This is a genomic window from Bacteroides caecigallinarum (genome assembly GCF_016901995.1).
Lineage (GTDB): Bacteria > Bacteroidota > Bacteroidia > Bacteroidales > Bacteroidaceae > Phocaeicola > Phocaeicola cellulolyticus.
The window spans coordinates 21,545-37,358 of record NZ_JACJLE010000042.1 but is presented as its reverse complement, the minus strand read 5'-3'; the positions used below and the strand labels follow the sequence as shown (position 1 = coordinate 37,358).

General features: G+C 51.7%; 18 protein-coding genes. 14 read left to right on the top strand and 4 right to left on the bottom strand.

The annotated features are described in order from the left end of the window. The first annotated feature begins 129 nt into the window (after positions 1-129). The 8 genes from H6A61_RS11355 (at position 130) to H6A61_RS11320 (ending at position 6,344) form a co-directional block, all read left to right on the top strand. A complete protein-coding gene (locus tag H6A61_RS11355; protein WP_204393705.1) occupies positions 130-756 on the top strand; it encodes a hypothetical protein in 627 nt (208 codons plus the stop codon). A gap of 79 nt (positions 757-835) precedes the next feature. Further along, positions 836-1,381: a hypothetical protein gene (locus H6A61_RS11350; protein WP_204393703.1), complete on the top strand. Its 546-nt coding sequence runs from the start codon at positions 836-838 to the stop codon at positions 1,379-1,381. Positions 1,382-1,465: 84 nt separating this feature from the next. Continuing rightward, positions 1,466-2,125: a M949_RS01915 family surface polysaccharide biosynthesis protein gene (locus tag H6A61_RS11345; RefSeq protein ID WP_204393701.1), complete on the top strand. Its 660-nt coding sequence runs from the start codon at positions 1,466-1,468 to the stop codon at positions 2,123-2,125. 148 nt (positions 2,126-2,273) lie between these two features. After that, positions 2,274-2,798: a hypothetical protein gene (locus H6A61_RS11340; RefSeq protein ID WP_235353001.1), complete on the top strand. Its 525-nt coding sequence runs from the start codon at positions 2,274-2,276 to the stop codon at positions 2,796-2,798. Between the two features lie 149 nt (positions 2,799-2,947). After that, positions 2,948-3,943 carry a hypothetical protein gene (locus H6A61_RS11335; RefSeq protein WP_204393697.1) on the top strand — a complete coding sequence of 332 codons (996 nt, stop codon included), beginning with the start codon at positions 2,948-2,950 and terminating at the stop codon, positions 3,941-3,943. 194 nt (positions 3,944-4,137) lie between these two features. Next, a complete protein-coding gene (locus tag H6A61_RS11330; protein WP_204393709.1) occupies positions 4,138-4,674 on the top strand; it encodes a hypothetical protein in 537 nt (178 codons plus the stop codon). 118 nt (positions 4,675-4,792) lie between these two features. Continuing rightward, positions 4,793-5,650: a helix-turn-helix transcriptional regulator gene (locus H6A61_RS11325; RefSeq protein ID WP_204393695.1), complete on the top strand. Its 858-nt coding sequence runs from the start codon at positions 4,793-4,795 to the stop codon at positions 5,648-5,650. Positions 5,651-5,732: 82 nt separating this feature from the next. Then, positions 5,733-6,344 (top strand): RteC domain-containing protein, encoded by a 612-nt coding sequence (locus H6A61_RS11320; protein ID WP_204393693.1) that lies wholly within the window; start codon positions 5,733-5,735, stop codon positions 6,342-6,344. Position 6,345: 1 nt separating this feature from the next. On the opposite strand, the gene mobC is transcribed toward H6A61_RS11320, so the two are convergent. From mobC to H6A61_RS11300, 4 genes are all read right to left on the bottom strand, one after another. After that, complete coding sequence (mobC, locus tag H6A61_RS11315; RefSeq protein WP_204393691.1) at positions 6,346-8,361, bottom strand: conjugal transfer protein MobC; 2,016 nt, start codon at positions 8,359-8,361, stop codon at positions 6,346-6,348. A gap of 57 nt (positions 8,362-8,418) precedes the next feature. Beyond that, positions 8,419-9,645, bottom strand: coding sequence for a conjugal transfer protein MobB (gene mobB, locus H6A61_RS11310; RefSeq protein ID WP_204393689.1), 1,227 nt, complete (start codon positions 9,643-9,645; stop codon positions 8,419-8,421). After that, entirely contained in the window at positions 9,620-10,063 is a 444-nt protein-coding gene (mobA, locus tag H6A61_RS11305; RefSeq protein ID WP_204393687.1) for a conjugal transfer protein MobA, read from the bottom strand. Before mobA ends, mobB begins: the two co-directional genes overlap by 26 nt. 511 nt (positions 10,064-10,574) lie before the next feature. Continuing rightward, positions 10,575-10,739 (bottom strand): hypothetical protein, encoded by a 165-nt coding sequence (locus tag H6A61_RS11300; RefSeq protein ID WP_159434529.1) that lies wholly within the window; start codon positions 10,737-10,739, stop codon positions 10,575-10,577. Positions 10,740-10,755: 16 nt separating this feature from the next. On the opposite strand from H6A61_RS11300, the gene H6A61_RS11295 reads away from it, so the two are divergent. Genes H6A61_RS11295 through H6A61_RS11270 form a run of 6 tightly spaced genes read left to right on the top strand, consistent with a single transcriptional unit; the run spans position 10,756 to position 15,811 of the window. Next, entirely contained in the window at positions 10,756-11,520 is a 765-nt protein-coding gene (locus tag H6A61_RS11295; RefSeq protein ID WP_204393685.1) for a ParA family protein, read from the top strand. Between the two features lie 2 nt (positions 11,521-11,522). Beyond that, positions 11,523-11,915 carry a DUF3408 domain-containing protein gene (locus H6A61_RS11290; protein ID WP_204393683.1) on the top strand — a complete coding sequence of 131 codons (393 nt, stop codon included), beginning with the start codon at positions 11,523-11,525 and terminating at the stop codon, positions 11,913-11,915. 14 nt (positions 11,916-11,929) lie between these two features. After that, positions 11,930-12,622 (top strand): conjugal transfer protein, encoded by a 693-nt coding sequence (locus H6A61_RS11285; protein WP_204393681.1) that lies wholly within the window; start codon positions 11,930-11,932, stop codon positions 12,620-12,622. 31 nt (positions 12,623-12,653) lie between these two features. After that, the gene (locus tag H6A61_RS11280) at positions 12,654-12,956 is read left to right on the top strand and encodes a DUF4134 domain-containing protein (RefSeq protein WP_071150628.1); all 303 of its coding nucleotides are present in this window, start codon (positions 12,654-12,656) and stop codon (positions 12,954-12,956) included. 33 nt (positions 12,957-12,989) lie between these two features. Next, complete coding sequence (locus tag H6A61_RS11275; protein WP_204393679.1) at positions 12,990-13,310, top strand: DUF4133 domain-containing protein; 321 nt, start codon at positions 12,990-12,992, stop codon at positions 13,308-13,310. Beyond that, positions 13,307-15,811 (top strand): TraG family conjugative transposon ATPase, encoded by a 2,505-nt coding sequence (locus H6A61_RS11270; protein ID WP_204393677.1) that lies wholly within the window; start codon positions 13,307-13,309, stop codon positions 15,809-15,811. Before H6A61_RS11275 ends, H6A61_RS11270 begins: the two co-directional genes overlap by 4 nt. Positions 15,812-15,814: the final 3 nt, after the last annotated feature.

The following is a 15,814-nucleotide window of genomic DNA, read 5'->3' as shown; positions in this document are numbered from 1 at the left end:
AATTGGATAATTATAATGGTCTTACTTTTTTAGGAGGATTTATGTGGGATTAATGAAGCTACTAACAAGCCAAGTTAGCTGCTGAACGCAACTCCTTGTCAAACCATTAGCTACAAATGAATAAGAGTCATGAAACAGGAAATCATAAACCGAATAAAGCAATTAGGCGGTAATATCGCCAATGTAAAAGGAATGTCTTTACAAGACGACTTGTGTGCCATAACTTTTAATACCGCTTTGTATCAAAAGCCAGAAGATACACCTTGGCTATCTGCCGAAGATACAGAGCCTATAATGGGTTTAGGTAATTGGGTAGATGAAAATATGGAATTGTTCAATTCTGACAAAGAGGCATTTTACAAGAAAATGGTAGATACATACTATACATTAAGTGAAGAACCTCGTGGACAATTTTTTTGGGTAGCAAAACCATTTACTCCATTTCAAAAAGGCACGAAAGATTTTGAAGATTGGAATGATTGGTTTTCAGATGATGATACAGATTTGGACGAAATCATTCAACATTCAAACTGTACTACTCCTGACTTTGTTGGATTGCTTTGTTCAGAAAGTTATCCCAATTATCATTACATCTGTTTATCAGACCTTAATCCTGACAATCCAATAGTGTGGAGTACAGACCATGAAGCGTTTTTTACAGAGGTTACTAACGAAGGAGCATTGGAAGATTTCCTAAATAAGTTCATGACTAAAGATGAATTTGTTGATATTGTAAAACGGAAAATGGAACAATAAAGAACGTAGCTAACAAGCACCTATACCGCCTAACGGCGGCAAGCTGCATCCCATTACAGACAACTTAATACAGAAATATATGGAATATATACCGAATTATCTAAAACCATTCATTATACACAAAGATTATTTTCCTGAGTTGATAGAAGATTCATGGTTTAATAATCCTGTGTATTGGAAAGGTCAGTTAATATCACCACAACATGAAACAAAATTCAGACTTTATTTTTGCGGTGAATTAATTGATAATTACATGGCAAACAAGCAAAATTTCCCTTTGGCAATATATGCGTATTCAGTAAATTCAGGAGAAAAGATTACTCTTTTCGATGAAAGGTATAATGGATATGAAGCATTACTAATAGAGGATAAGAGAGAACTACCATTATCTCATGAAATTCAGTTTGTAGATAAAGATGCTGAAACTGAATTTGAAGTTATCATTCTTGGATGCAGTAATACCGATTTTGATGATGAATACCCAGCCACCGAACAAGTACAACTAATCAATGGCGATTGGGTAAACAAAGAGTATCTAAAATGTAATGCTTTTGATTTCATTTCCATACTTATTCGCAATGCCAAAGGTCAGGTATATACGATATTGGAAATGGAATTAAGTTAATTAAATCGTCTGTAACAAGGTCGAGATAACAGCTTAACGCTGTTTCCCGCTAAACCATTATCACCAATATAATAAAGAAAAGATATGAGGAAAATAGTAACAATAATCAGTATATTGCTGTGCGTGTTGTCCGTTCACGCACAAGGTATTCCTATGTTAAAAAATCTTCCACTTGCTGAACTTCCTAAGGAAATCAGTTATAAAGGGGAATTTTTAAGTTGTACGGTATGGACGGATAAGTTAGGAGAAAATTATCTAATAACCAGTCAATCTCCCGTACACCAAGAGGAATTGCCGGAAGGTACACCCATATCATCCAAAGAACTGTATGCACGGCATTACATAAAAGAAGGAAAGCACTTTTCTGTTTTGTGGCAACTTTATGATTTCCTGAAAGATGGTTATTGCGGAATGTTCACGGTTGATTATTTGTGTAAACCGTATGTTAATGATTTTGACCGTGACGGAATCTGTGAAACATGGCTTGTATATCAATTAGGGTGTCGCTCCGATTTTTCGAGGCCTCTCCTCACTATGAAAATCATTATGCACAGCGGCAATAAGAAGTATGCCATTCGTGGAGAAAGAGATATGCTGTTTCCACAATCTTATGGCATATCTTCTAAATTGGGCAAATTCCAAATGGATGATAATTACAGGACATTGCCGGAGAGCGTCCGGAATTTCGGAATAGTATTATGGCATAAGTTTCAAGTGGAAGATTTGGAATACTTAATGGAATAGAAAATGTAAAATCCAGTGATAACAAGGTCGAGCTAACAGCTAAACGCTGTCCCTCACCAAACCATTAGATATAACAGATATGAGAATATTTATACTATATTGCTTGTTCCTTTTTCCACTTAGCTATGTCATAGCGAAAAACGGCTGTATGGAACAAAATTCTGCAAAATATCATTATTTGGCTGAACAAGATTCCCTTTATATAGAAACGGAAAAAACAGAATCTGAAATTCTATATAGGTTATGTTTTAATCAGCATAGTAAAAAGAATATTGTTTTTGAGCTAAAAGCAGTAGATGATAGTAGTATTGACTTCATACAACGCTATACAATCAACGGAGCAAGAAAGTTTGATTGCTTCGCTGTGTATGATAATGTGGCAGACGGAAACCGTTTCCTATTCTTTGATTATGAAAGTCAAGCAGCTTACATAACGCCTACTTGTTTTTCCGGTTTCTATCCGATATGCAGTTCTGTGGACTTTTCAAAAATGGAAGTATTGCTACAAAATGAACATTCTTGTTTGAAGCATCCAAGCGATACGTTAAGTATTGACAGTAAGGTGACTTATGTTCCATTTAACTGTAATAACCGAATCATAAAGGCAATTTTTGTTCCATACGTTCAAGTAGGAAAAGATAATAAATATCTAACAACGAAAGATAGCATCTAACGATGCTCCTTTCTAACCATTAAATAGCGTACATATATGAATAATACAACAAAAGTAAGAATTGTATATAAAAGTAAATTCATTGGTAACAAAGGAAGATAACCCCAGAACGGGTGTTTTCCACCAAACCATTAATCAGTAAAATGAATATGAAGTATTTGAAGAAACTTAGTATATATTTTGTTATCATTCTTGCCATCGTTTTGGTATGTGGCTTCACGGTACTTGTAATTAAGGAAGTAGATAAGGGCACATTTTATGACTTAGCCACCTCGGAGGCATTGGCCTTTTGTTTGCAATTGGGGATGGCAGCATTTACTGCCCTCATTCCATACAGTTTGAGCATCGCAACTTTCTTGAGTTTTTGGGCAATGAACGATGAAAAATGGACAGGCTTTCTCCGAAATTGGGTAATCGGTCTGGTTCTTGTTTTGCCTCTATCGGCAATGACCTATTACTATGACTGGTTTATACGTCCCCAAACAATGGCTGCATCTGTTGATAAAATAATAGAAATAAAACAGACTTATCCCCAATCGTTGGCAGACAAGTTCAGCATCGACCCGGAAGAAATATTGCACAATATACCTATGGTAATGCCCAAAACGAAACTTATAGCCCAAACAGATTCTCTTGAAACATCTTTTTTAGCTGATATTGACACGTGCGGACTACTGCTTTCAATGCTACCGGACACTTTGGCATCGAAAGCCTATGACAGCTATCAGTTGGAAACAATGGGCGTTGCCTATCAATATGCCGCTCATCCCGCTGCCAGCGAAGACAGTCTGATGTTCATAGCTCATACGGAATTGTACCGACACGCCATCACCGCATGGGAAACCTCCACCGAACTGCAACGCCATCAAAAAGAATATTTCGGCAGAACCGTCAATACCCTCAGCATATACATCGTGTATATCCTGTTCGCCCTTCTGGGCTATCTGCTGCGCTACAAACCGATGAAGAAGATACTGATGGTAGTCGCGGTAGGGATAGCCGCCCTCTGGGTTTATCATGAGATAGGCGCCATCGTCCAGAAACATGCGAAGGAGGCAAGCAGGGTGTCCCGGCAGTTCGTGGACGATACTTATAAGGAGATAGAAGGGATAAGAGAAAAGGAAAGAAATATGGATGAGCATTAGCTGAATTGTTTTCATGGTAATTAGGTGCATTGAGATAATGGCGGATGCTCTACCCGGAAAAGCCGTCATCAATGACACTTTTTTCGAGTAGGATTTATCGTGTTTCTCATGCTATACCTGTTGGCATGTTACTGGATATTTGGCTTGGAATCGTAAAACAAGGTGGAAAAAGGATGCATCATTATTTATTAAGCATGATGAAATTATTGGAGAAATATTACAATATCAATTATTACTGCACTTATAAGCTACTGTTCTTCATTTTCAACAGGATGCTAAATCCTTTCCATTGGCTAAGCCTCTCGAAATGGAACAACCGCTATATAAACCGATGCATTTCGCTTAATAAGCGACAAGAAGCAGCCGGAATGGCTAAAGGTGTCGATGTCTATATCAGTGATTTGGCACTTAGCACCCCAATCACCATCAGCTTTTGGATATTCAGTCTTGTCTACCTTGCCTGCATCAAGATTTTCAAGGTGGAATTATTGAGCATTTTTGAAATCGCTTTTGAAAAATACATAATCATTCTTATTTCATTACTCGTAGTCTTCGGGATATGCGCATATTATATCAATGAAATATTTCTGTTCAAGAACGACAAATACAAGAAGTATTTCGCCAAGTTCGAAAAAGAGAAAAGGTATCTGCTCTACTACGGCATCTATGTCGTTTCCCTCGTTGTCCAGTTGGCGACTTTCTATCTGTTGCTTATGGAAATAGTGAAATAATATTTGCCGTGAACACAATTTTTCCTACCGTGCGGCATTTCCGGCGGAAAGCGGAACAACCGGGCAGGGGCAACCGGTTATCTTTACGGATTCATCAAACAATAAAAACATATCTCTTATGCAAACAAATTTCATCGAACTGTTGTCCGCCACCGCCCCGGCAGGCTTGGAACAGGTCACCGCCGCCCTGTGCGAAGAAGTGAAAGGGCTGTTGAATGCCCGTACCCCAAAGCGTTACCTCGCGCTGGAACCCTATGCGCGGGACACAAACCTATGCCACCACCTCCTCGACCTGCTGACGGGACAGCCCGCGCTGCCGGATGTGTCGGCTCCCGGATGCCGCCCGCTGCTGATGCTGCTCGCCCTGTCGGAAGACACGGAGGTGCAGAACCGGCTGCTGCACGGACTGGTGGAGCCGTGGCGGAAAGCCTGCCGCACGCCGGAGATGCTCTACCTGTGCGACGTGCTGTACCAGACCCGCATCCCCCGTCCCCTGTATAATATGTGCAACGAGGTGTGCGACTACTTTTTCGTGGAGCGGCGCAAGCAAATGAGCCTCCAGCCCACACCGCTCACCGAGGCGGAGCTGCAATATGCCGAGAAACGGCTGAAGCCCCTGTATGCCGCCGTGTTCCGGCTGAAGGTGAACCGCTACAGCTACCGCACGAACAGCGTGGAGGAACTGGCGGGGATGCTCTGCATGAGCGCATCGACCTTCCGCGAGAAATTCAGCAAGATATACCGCCAGTCCGCCAACAAATGGTTGCGGGAGCAGCGCATCGGACAGATACGGCGGGACTTGAAATACCACTACGACCGCCCGCTCAGGGAGATAGCCGAGAAGAACGGTTTCGAGTCGGCCAACCGGTTCTGGGAGTTCTGCACGGGGCAGATGAAGCAAAGCCCCAGCGAGCTGCACAAGGAGCTGTACGACGAGCTGTGCGAGGAACGGCGGAAGTTCTATTTGGGGGAATGACGGCATTTCCGGCGAAAAACGGAACTGCCACATCCATGTACACCGCTATTTTTGCCGTTCATAACCGATAAAATAGTTTCAAATGGATGTATTTTACCTGTGCCCCTACCTGCTTTTACTGGAACAAGGGGATTGCGATACCGAAAGGCTGAACGAGGCAAGCGACGATTTCATACGCCACCTCAGCCATCTGCATGAGGAACACGGCGACCACACCCGCGTGTTCCTCCATCTCCAATACACGAAGTTCCGGCTGACCGTCCTGCGGGAACGCTACCACAACAACGGGCAGAGCCATCTGGTGTGCTACTGCCATGTGGTGGGAGCTATCATGTATGTGGAAAACACGATGGAACGAATGGAAAAAAGACGGACGGGTTCCGGAAACGGAGAAGCCCGTCCGCCCGGCGACGGGCCTCCCGTGCTGTGGACTGACGATGCCATCCATCTTATTGAACTGCTTTATGCCTGCCATGAACTGAAGCTGTTCAATGACGGTGAAATCACGCTCAAGCAAGTGGTGGAATATGTGTGCAGCGCACTGGGTGTGGATGTGAAGAACGCATCGAGCTACTATGCCCGGATGCGGCGTCGGAAAGGCGACGACCGCACCTATTTCATCGACCGGCTCCGGGAAGTCCTGCTGCGGAAGATGGACACGGACGACGAGAAGCAATACCGGCGGAACAAGTAGCCTATGCCTGTTTGTTCAGTTCCAGCAGGTGCTTCAGATTCGGGTCACTCCCGATACGTTCCAGTTCGTCGGCGACAATCTGCCGGGCTTCCTCCTTGATGCGGTTGTAGTTTTCCTGTACCATTTCCTTCATGCGGTCGATGCCGTCGGCATCCCGGAAGTCGGTGATGACCGGTATCTTCCGGTAGGTCTTTTCCTCTTCGGCAATTTTCTTTGCATCCACCACAATCTCGCAATGGAAAATCTTCTGCTCGATTTTCTCTCCGAAGTTGTCCGCCACCGAACCGACGAACATGCCCTGCGTCAGCGAGGAAATCTTGCTCGGCGGAATCAGGCTGTCCATCTGGGTGGAGATGGAGGTGGACACATCGTTGCGGTTGATGGAGATGGACTGCCGTTTCTGGAGTATCTTGCCGAAGCGTTCGGAGAGCGTCTTGGCGGTCTCGCCCACCACCTGCCCGGAGAAGATGTTGCCGACGGTGTTGATGATGACCTTCGCCTCCTTGTCGGTATAGTCGCGGATGAGCTGCGAGAAGTCCTGAAAGCCCAGCAGCACGGCCACCTTGTTGCTGCGCGCGGTGGCGATAAGGTTGTCCAGCCCCTTGATGAACACGGTAGGCAGCTCGTCGATGATGATGGAGCTTTTCAGCCTGCCCTTCTTGTTCACCAGTTTGACGATGCGCGAGTTATACAGTCCGAGTGCAGCCCCGTAGATGGCCTGCCGGTCGGGGTTGTTGCCGATGCAGAGTACCTTCGGCTCGTCGGGATTGTTGATGTCGAGGGAGAACTCGTCGGCGGACATCACCCAATAGAGTGCCGGGGAAATCATGCGCGAGAGCGGTATCTTGGCCGAAGCAATCTGCCCCATGAGCTGGTCGGCAGCCCCGGCGAGCCATGCGTCGAGGAAAGGGCTGAGGTAGTTCTCCAGTTCGGGATAGGAGGACATGATGGGGAAAATCTGCTCGTAGGGCTTGTTTAGGAACTCGACCGCATGGGGGAAGGTGCAATACTTGCCGTCCTTATAAATACGCAAAAACCAGATGATGGCCGCGAACAGGATGGTGGGGGACTCGACGAAGAAGTCGCCCTGCTTGGCCGCCCAAGTCCGGTTAAGGTTGAGCATGATGTTGTAGGAACTCTCGTAGGCATCGGAGATGTCGGTCATGAACTTCGGGTTGAGCGGGTTGCAGCGGTGGCTGCGCGAGGGGTCGTCGAAGTTGATGACATAGAACTTCGGCCTGACCTTGTAGCCGTCCAGATGGCGGAGCAGGTGGTTGTAGGCGATGGTGCTCAAGTCCGGGAACTTGAAGTCGTAAATATAGGTGGCATAACCCTTTTCAATCTGCTGCTTGATGTAGGAATTGACCACCGCATAGGATTTCCCGCTGCCCGGAGTCCCTAAGACGATAGAGGCCCGGAAGGGGTTCACGACATTTATCCAGCCGTGCCACATCTTCTTCTTGTACCAGAAACGGGTGGGCAAATTGACGGAATACTCGTTCTCGATAAGCCGTGTCTCCTGCATGAAAGATTCGTTCTCGTTGTTGAACACATCCTCCATCAAGTTCTGCCGGAGCAGTCGGGACATCCATACCCCGGCGGCCAAGAGGCAGCCGTAGCCTGCGGACAAGGTGAGCAGATAGAAACCGGTACGCGCCGAAAGGGGCAGCGGCAGGGCGAGCAGCCACCAGTTGAAGAAGAACAGCACGATACCGGCGGCAAGCGCCGCCCAGATATGCGGCCACTTAATCTTTTCCTCTTTCACGCCTTTCGTCCCCAAGCAGGAGAGCGCGAGGAACACAAGGGCGAACAGCTTTGTCCAAAGAATGGACGAGAACAGCCCGGTCGTCCGCTGGAAATTGAGCAGTATCCTGTCCACCACCCCGATGTCGATGTTCCATTCCTTCATCGAGGGGTAGCAGAACCAATATACATTGACTATGACGAACAATACGCTGAGGGCACGCATGAAGTCCATGACCTTGGCCAGCCCTCTCAAATCATCTTCCTGTGACATAAGTTATACTTGTTTTAACGGTGATTGAAATTCGGTTGAATGTTATCCGGACTGCATTCAGTCCTGCCGCCCGTACCTGCGGCGGCGTTTCTTCTTGTCAGGCTTGTGCAGGCGCGGATAGCGCGGAACGGCACCGGTTTCCGGCTCAATGACGGACAACAGCCCTCCCAGCACCTTACCGTCCGTACCGGTTTCCGGCTCAGGCGTTGCCACGTGGGGCTGTACTTTGCAGACCGGTTCGGATTGCGGGTTGAAACGCGCTTCCAGCACATTGGCGGAGAAGTCCTTGCCCAGCCGTGAGCCGTTGAGCACGGTGCGGCTCGTGTGGTCGATGAAGGTTACCCCGTAAATCCTGCCAGATTCATTGCGGCGTAGCACCAAGTCCACGTTCATGGCTGCCAGACGGCGGCGGAAATCCGCCTCGTCCCTTGCCGCCTGCAATGCCCCGGCCAACAGAGGGCGCAACCGCTCGCGGCAACCGTCCGTCCTGATGCGCGAGGCTGACCACTCCATGCGCCGCTGCAAGCCCTCCGCACCCGCCATCCTGCCCAGCCTTGCCGACTTGATGGGGGTCGCCACCTTGTTCCCGTCCGCATCCAATGCCGTATAGACAATGCCGTGATAGGCGCGTCCGCCCGCCTCACCCCTGACTTCCTCCATGCCTATGTTATATAAGGAGAGCAACGCCCGGAACTCGCCCATCGACTGGAAACGGTAGAGCTTGAGCAACGGCTTGACGGTATCGGCTATCTGCCGTCGTATGTCGCCCCTCGCCGCATCCACCGGGCGGAGCTTCCACTCCTCCGCCTTCTTCTGCCCCTCTGCCGGATGCAGCCCGTACTTCTGTTCCAACTGCCCGGTTATTTCTTTGCTCCGGCGGTGCTCGAAGCGGTCGGAAATCTTCCTGCCCCCGCTGTCCACGCGCAGGGACACGATGTGGATGTGGTGGCGGTCGATGTCCTCGTGCTTAAAAATTAAAAATGGCTGGTTGCCATAGCCTAACTTCTCCATATACTCCCTGCCAATGGCGGCAAGCTGCCCGTCGGTCAATACATCATCGGGATGCGGGTTGAGCGAGATGTGGATGACCGGCTTCTCGGTGCGGAAGTGCGAGGGAAGCCATGCCGTGAAAGCCTTCATCGTTTCGCCCATGCGGAAACGCCCGTCCTCCGGGTACGGGAGCAGGTTGGCATCCAATATCTTCGCATGCCCTTCCTCTACCTTCGTCTGGTTGTAGGCCAACGCGCCGTACAAGTCCTTACCCGTGCTGATTTTCGCCACCATGCCTTTTGAGTTCTTCTGAAAGTCCGACAATGCGGCGGCTGAGCGCCACCAGTTTGAGGGTCAGCTTTTCCAACCTGTAGAGCAAAGCCAACGCCTTTTTCTCGGTAAAATGCACGTGCAGTTCCTTGACCGCCTGGTTGTAGTTCACCCCGACGGCGCGGTACTGCTGGTACAAGGCGGTGAGCTTGGCCACATATTCCATCGTGCCCCGGTCGGTGCGTATGACCCGGAAGCCGTCGCCGAAGATACGCGCGGCGATGAACTTCGACTTGGACGAAAGGCCGGACTGCTCGTAAAGGGTGAGGAACCGGGCGTGCTGCGCGGCGTCGAGATTGACGGTCTCGCGGTGGAAGGCGGGCGCGGACTTGGGTGTCCGTCCGCCTTTCCTTCTTTTCGGGTGCTGTTGCTGTTCATTCATGCTTGCTGTCATTAAAAGGTGAAACCTGCCCGTCCGTGGCCGTGCCGCCGTTATGCCCCATCCCTACAATTTGCGACTTCGGAGCCAAATTGCGCCCCCTGCAAGGGCAAGCGTTTTTTGCGGCAGAAGCGGATGCGTGCTGCAAAAAACACAGCTTGCTATGTTCTGGCGAACATACGTTTTCCCCACCGGTGGAGAAAAGCGCTTTCGGGGAAAGCGGACGATAACCAGACGGAAAGCCTCCGACCACGCCAACGGATTCATGCTGCAAAGGTAGGAAGCGGAGCCGTTTGCAGCACAACACCCCGACTGGCCATATTATGCCATAGGACAGCCACTTTGCCCGGAGGATGATTCCGACGGTAGCCAGCACCTCCGTTGCAACGTTGGGACAGCCAACCGGACAATCAGACCGACAACCAAACATACCGACAACCGGGCGGTTGCAGAACCGGACAACCCGTCAAGCGGCTAATGACACAAACAGCCAGCCATATCAGCCACCGGTGCATCAGCCATTCCACCCGGCAATCATACGGATGTCCAACGGACTATCCGGACAATCAGATGTCTGACCAACCAGCCAGCCACTCCACGCCAAAGCCGAGCCACTCGCGCCCCGAAGCGTGAAATCCTTTTCCACCGTTCCCGTTTCTCTTTTCCTTTGCCGCATCATTTGAAACGGAACGGTTATGCCAACAGAAAAAGAAACACTTTACATCGCCTTCTCCACCCAGAAGGGAGGGGCGGGCAAGACGACCCTGACGGTGCTGGCGGCCAGCTACCTGCACTACGTGAAAGGGCTGAACGTGGCGGTGGTGGACTGCGACTATCCGCAGCACAGCATCGCCGAAATGCGCAAGCGCGACTTGAAAACCGTCATGGAGGACGAACACTACAAGGCGATGGCCTACCGCCAACTGCAACGCATCGGCAAGAAGGCCTACCCGGTCATCGAGGGCACGGCGGAGGATGCCGTGGAAAAGGCGGAAGGACTATTGGAGAAGCTGCCCGGCACGGACATCGTGTTCTTCGACCTGCCCGGCACGGTAAACAGCGGCGGCGTGCTGCGGACGCTGGCGAACATGGACTACATTTTCTCGCCCATCGCGGCAGACCGGGTGGTGATGGAAAGCACACTGCGTTTCGCCACCAAGCTGAAGGACACGCTAATGGACACGGGCAAGACGAACATCAAGGGGCTGTACCTGCTGTGGAACATGGTGGACGGGCGCGAGAAGTCGGAACTCTACAGGGTATATGAGGAAATCATCCGGGAGCTGGGGCTACAGGTGCTACAGACCTTCCTGCCCGACAGCAAGCGGTTCCGGCGCGAACTGACGGGGGAACACAAGGCGGTGTTCCGCTCGACGCTGTTCCCGGTGGACGGCACGCTCGCCAAGGGGAGCCATATCCGGGAGATAACGGAAGAGATACTCACCATTATCGGGAGGTAGCTATGGGGGAACGGAAGAAAATCAGTCTGACGGAAGTGGACGAAAGCTCCATCGTCGCCTCGTTCAAGGAAGAACAGCCCGCTCTGGCCGTCCCTCTGGCGGTGGAGCCGGAAACGCCCGCACCCCGCCAGACGGAACAGCCGGACATCAAGCCAGCCCATGAGAGCGAATACCTCCGCCTGTTCATCCACGAGTCGCCCGTATGCGCCCGGCTGGGCAAGACCATCTACCTGCGCAAGGAGTTCCACGAGCGGATACAGCGCATCGTGCAGACCATCGGAGGCAACCGGGTATCGCTGTTCAGCTACGTGGACAACGTGTTAGAGAAGCATTTCGCCGACTGGCAGGGGGACATCGAGCGCGAATATGAGCAACGGAATACGGGAATCTTTTAGAAAACAATCCATCTATGACAACCTTTATCACGTTATGCGTCGTGGGCTACCTGCTCTGGACAGCCGCCTATCTCCTGTATGAGCGGCATGAACGCCGGAAAAGGCAACGCGAAAGCGAGGAAACACTGCCCCGAAAAGTAGCCGACGCGGAAGATATTTTAGGCAAAAGCACATTTTCCCTGTGCCACTCCACGCCACAAGTACCCGAGAAAACAGAAACCGTGAAACCGGAAAGCGAAGCGGGTACTTTTGCAACGGAATCGGAACGATACCCCAAGGTGGTGTCCGCCGACGAGCTGGACGCGCTCTTTGCCGAAGGCGGGTTGGAACCTGTGGAAGGGCAGGACGAACCGATGGAATACCGGGAAACGGATGCCGGTGAGCCTCCAATAGACGAAGATGAAATGCTGGAAGGCTATGCTCCCAAAGCTACAGGCCTCCGTTTCGAGGACATGGGGTTGGCAGTGCGCATGGCGATGGATGACAGCACCGCCACCGAAGCAGAACGGCAGCAGGCCGGACGTGCACTTGCCGAACTCAAGGGCACGCCGATGTTCGACCAGCTCACCGCCGGGGACGCGGAACGGGAACGGCGCATCGCCTCGCTCATCGAGCTGCATCTGGCGGACTACCGCCGGATACGGCAACCGGAGCCTCCCGCCGAGCGTATCGTACCCGGTGATTTTTCCATTGACGACATTGTTTAACAGCGGTCTATCCGCATAAAACCAACTTTTTATGAACACAACAAAGAGAATCTTTTTCATGGCGGCCTGCCTGATGGCAGCCGGTGCGCTCTATGCGCAAGGTAACGGACAAGCGGGCATCACGGAAGCCACGCAGATGGTCACCTCGTACTTCGACCCGGGAACGAAACTCGTCTATGCCATCGGCGCGGTGGTCGGCCTGATAGGAGGCATCAAGGTATATAACAAGTTCAGTTCGGGTGACCCGGATACGAGCAAGACCGCCGCCTCGTGGTTCGGGGCGTGCATCTTCCTGATAGTCGCCGCCACCATCCTGCGCTCGTTCTTCCTCTAATCCCTATACATAAATAATATATAGAATAGGATTATGGAATATGAACTGAACAAGGGCATCGGGCAGAGCGCGGAGTTCAAGGGGCTGAAGGCGCAATACCTGTTCATCTTCGCCGGAGGACTGCTTGCCGTGTTCGTGGTGTTCATCGTGATGTACATGGCAGGAACAGGTCAATGGGTGTGTATCGCCTTTGGTGCGGTATCCGCATCGGCCTTGGTGTGGCTCACCTTCCGCCTGAACGCGAAGTACGGCGAACACGGGCTGATGAAACGGCTCGCCAAACGGCAGCACCCGCGCTACCTGATAAACCGGACCAGCGTCCGGAAGTTATTCACCCCAAAGAGAAGCCTATGAGAAATACATTGAAAGCCGCCACGTTGGAAAGCAAGTTCCCGCTGCTGGCCGTCGAGTCGGACTGCATCGTCTCGAAAGACGCGGACATCACCGTGGCCTTCGAAGTGGAGCTTCCCGAACTGTTCACGGTAACCTCTGCCGAATATGCCGCCATCCATGCGGCATGGTGCAAAGCGGTTAAGGTGCTGCCCGACTACACGGTGGTACACAAGCAGGACTGGTTCGTGAAGGAACACTACCGCAGCCGAACGGAGGGCGAAAAGCTCGGCTTCCTCTCGCGGAGCTATGAACTGCACTTCAACGAACGGCCTTTCCTGAACCACTGCTGCTACTTGTATCTGACCAAGACGACCAAGGAGCGGATGCGGATGCAGAGCAGCTTCTCGTCGCTGTGCCGGGGCTTTATCATCCCAAAGGAAGTGAACCGGGACACGGCGGCACGTTTTTTAGATGCCGCCGGGCAGTTCGCCCGCATTGTAAACGACACGGGACTGGTCAGACTGCGCCGTCTGTCGGGCGACGAGGTAACCGGCACGGAGGAAAAACCCGGCCTGCTGGAGAAATACCTCTGCCTGTCGTTGGAGGACACCGGCACGCTGGAGGACATCGAACTGGGCGACGACGGGGTGCGCATCGGCGACAAACGGCTGTCGGTCTATACGCTCTCGGAACTGGACGCGCTGCCGGGCCGGGTCGGTACGGACAGCCGCTATGAACGGCTCTCCACAGACCGGTCGGACTGCCGCCTCTCCTTCGCCAGCCCGGTGGGGCTGCTGCTCCCATGCAACCACATCTACAACCAGTACCTCTTCATCGACGACAGCGCGGAGAACCTGCAACGCTTCGAGAAGACGGCACGCAACATGCAGTCGCTCTCCCGTTACTCGCGGAGCAACCAAATCAACAAGGAATGGATAGACCTGTACCTGAACGACGCGCATTCCTATGGGCTGACCTCGGTGCGCTGCCATTGCAATGTCATCGCATGGACGGACAACCCGGACGAAGTGAAGGTCATCCGCAACGACACGGGCAGCCAGATTGCCGCAATGGAGTGCAAACCGCGCCACGACACGGTGGATGCCGCCACGCTCTATTGGGCGGGGATGCCGGGCAACGCCGCAGACTTCCCGGCGGAGGAATCATTCTATACCTTCATCGAGCAGGCCGTCTGCTTCTGGACGGAGGAAACGAACTACCGCAGCTCGCTTTCCCCTTTCGGGCTGAAGATGTCAGACCGCATCAGCGGCAAACCGCTGCACGTGGACATCTCCGACCTGCCGATGAAACGTGGCATCACCACCAACCGCAACAAGTTCGTGCTGGGCGGTTCGGGCAGCGGCAAGTCGTTCTTCATGAACCACCTTGTCCGCCAATATTACGAACAGGGCACGCACATCGTGCTGGTGGATACGGGAAACTCGTATGAGGGGCTTTGCTCGCTGATACACCAGAAAACCGGGGGCGAGGACGGCATCTACTTCACCTACACCGACGAGCACCCGATAGCCTTCAACCCGTTCTACACCGACGACCGGGTGTTCGACATCGAGAAGCGGGAGAGCATCAAGACGCTGCTGCTCACCCTGTGGAAGAAGGACAACGAACCGGCCACGCGCTCGGAGGAGGTGGCGCTGTCCAACGCCGTGTCGCTCTACATCGAGCGCATCCGCTCGGGGGAAGTGGAAGAACCCTCGTTCAACACCTTCTACGAGTTCGTGAAGTCGGACTACCGGCGGATACTGGAGGAGAAGCAGGTACGGGAGAAGGACTTTGATTTGGCGGGCTTCCTGAACGTGCTGGAACCCTATTACCGGGGCGGCGAGTACGACTTCCTGCTCAACTCGGACAAGCAGCTTGACCTGCTGACGAAACGCTTCATCGTCTTCGAAATCGACCAGATAAAGGACCATCCCATCCTGTTCCCCGTCACGACCATCATCATCATGGAACTGTTCATCAACAAGATGCGCCGTCTGAAAGGCATCCGTAAGATGGTGGTCATCGAGGAAGCGTGGAAGGCCATCGCCTCGGCGAACATGGCGGACTACATCCGCTACCTCTACAAGACCGTCCGCAAGTTCTACGGGGAGGCGGTGGTGGTCACGCAGGAAGTGGAGGACATCATCTCCTCGCCGATTGTGAAGGAGAGCATCATCAACAACTCGGACTGCAAGATTCTCCTTGACCAGCGGAAATACCTGAACAAGTTCGACCAGATACAGACGCTGCTCGGGCTGACGGACAAGGAGAAGGGGCAGATTCTTTCGGTGAACATGTCCAACGACCCGACGCGAAAGTATAAGGAGGTGTGGTTCGGGCTGGGCGGCGTGCAGTCGGCGGTGTATGCGACGGAAACCTCATTGGAGGAATACCTCTGTTACACCACCGAAGAGAGCGAGAAAGTGGAGGTGCAGCGCATGGCGGAGAAGCTCGGCGGCAACATCGAGCTGGCCATCAAGCGGCTGGCGGAGGAGAAACGGAACGCAAGGGAGGGATGAGCC

What these genes read in the sequence shown, in the direction of transcription:
- H6A61_RS11355 (WP_204393705.1), top strand. Translation starts at nt 130, where the DNA reads ATGAAACAGGAAATCATAAACCGAATAAAGCAATTAGGCGGTAATATC.
- H6A61_RS11350 (WP_204393703.1), top strand. Translation starts at nt 836, where the DNA reads ATGGAATATATACCGAATTATCTAAAACCATTCATTATACACAAAGAT.
- H6A61_RS11345 (WP_204393701.1), top strand. Translation starts at nt 1,466, where the DNA reads ATGAGGAAAATAGTAACAATAATCAGTATATTGCTGTGCGTGTTGTCC.
- H6A61_RS11340 (WP_235353001.1), top strand. Translation starts at nt 2,274, where the DNA reads ATGGAACAAAATTCTGCAAAATATCATTATTTGGCTGAACAAGATTCC.
- H6A61_RS11335 (WP_204393697.1), top strand. Translation starts at nt 2,948, where the DNA reads ATGAAGTATTTGAAGAAACTTAGTATATATTTTGTTATCATTCTTGCC.
- H6A61_RS11330 (WP_204393709.1), top strand. Translation starts at nt 4,138, where the DNA reads ATGATGAAATTATTGGAGAAATATTACAATATCAATTATTACTGCACT.
- H6A61_RS11325 (WP_204393695.1), top strand. Translation starts at nt 4,793, where the DNA reads ATGCAAACAAATTTCATCGAACTGTTGTCCGCCACCGCCCCGGCAGGC.
- H6A61_RS11320 (WP_204393693.1), top strand. Translation starts at nt 5,733, where the DNA reads ATGGATGTATTTTACCTGTGCCCCTACCTGCTTTTACTGGAACAAGGG.
- mobC (WP_204393691.1), bottom strand. Translation starts at nt 8,361, where the DNA reads ATGTCACAGGAAGATGATTTGAGAGGGCTGGCCAAGGTCATGGACTTC.
- mobB (WP_204393689.1), bottom strand. Translation starts at nt 9,645, where the DNA reads ATGGTGGCGAAAATCAGCACGGGTAAGGACTTGTACGGCGCGTTGGCC.
- mobA (WP_204393687.1), bottom strand. Translation starts at nt 10,063, where the DNA reads ATGAATGAACAGCAACAGCACCCGAAAAGAAGGAAAGGCGGACGGACA.
- H6A61_RS11300 (WP_159434529.1), bottom strand. Translation starts at nt 10,739, where the DNA reads ATGATGCGGCAAAGGAAAAGAGAAACGGGAACGGTGGAAAAGGATTTC.
- H6A61_RS11295 (WP_204393685.1), top strand. Translation starts at nt 10,756, where the DNA reads ATGCCAACAGAAAAAGAAACACTTTACATCGCCTTCTCCACCCAGAAG.
- H6A61_RS11290 (WP_204393683.1), top strand. Translation starts at nt 11,523, where the DNA reads ATGGGGGAACGGAAGAAAATCAGTCTGACGGAAGTGGACGAAAGCTCC.
- H6A61_RS11285 (WP_204393681.1), top strand. Translation starts at nt 11,930, where the DNA reads ATGACAACCTTTATCACGTTATGCGTCGTGGGCTACCTGCTCTGGACA.
- H6A61_RS11280 (WP_071150628.1), top strand. Translation starts at nt 12,654, where the DNA reads ATGAACACAACAAAGAGAATCTTTTTCATGGCGGCCTGCCTGATGGCA.
- H6A61_RS11275 (WP_204393679.1), top strand. Translation starts at nt 12,990, where the DNA reads ATGGAATATGAACTGAACAAGGGCATCGGGCAGAGCGCGGAGTTCAAG.
- H6A61_RS11270 (WP_204393677.1), top strand. Translation starts at nt 13,307, where the DNA reads ATGAGAAATACATTGAAAGCCGCCACGTTGGAAAGCAAGTTCCCGCTG.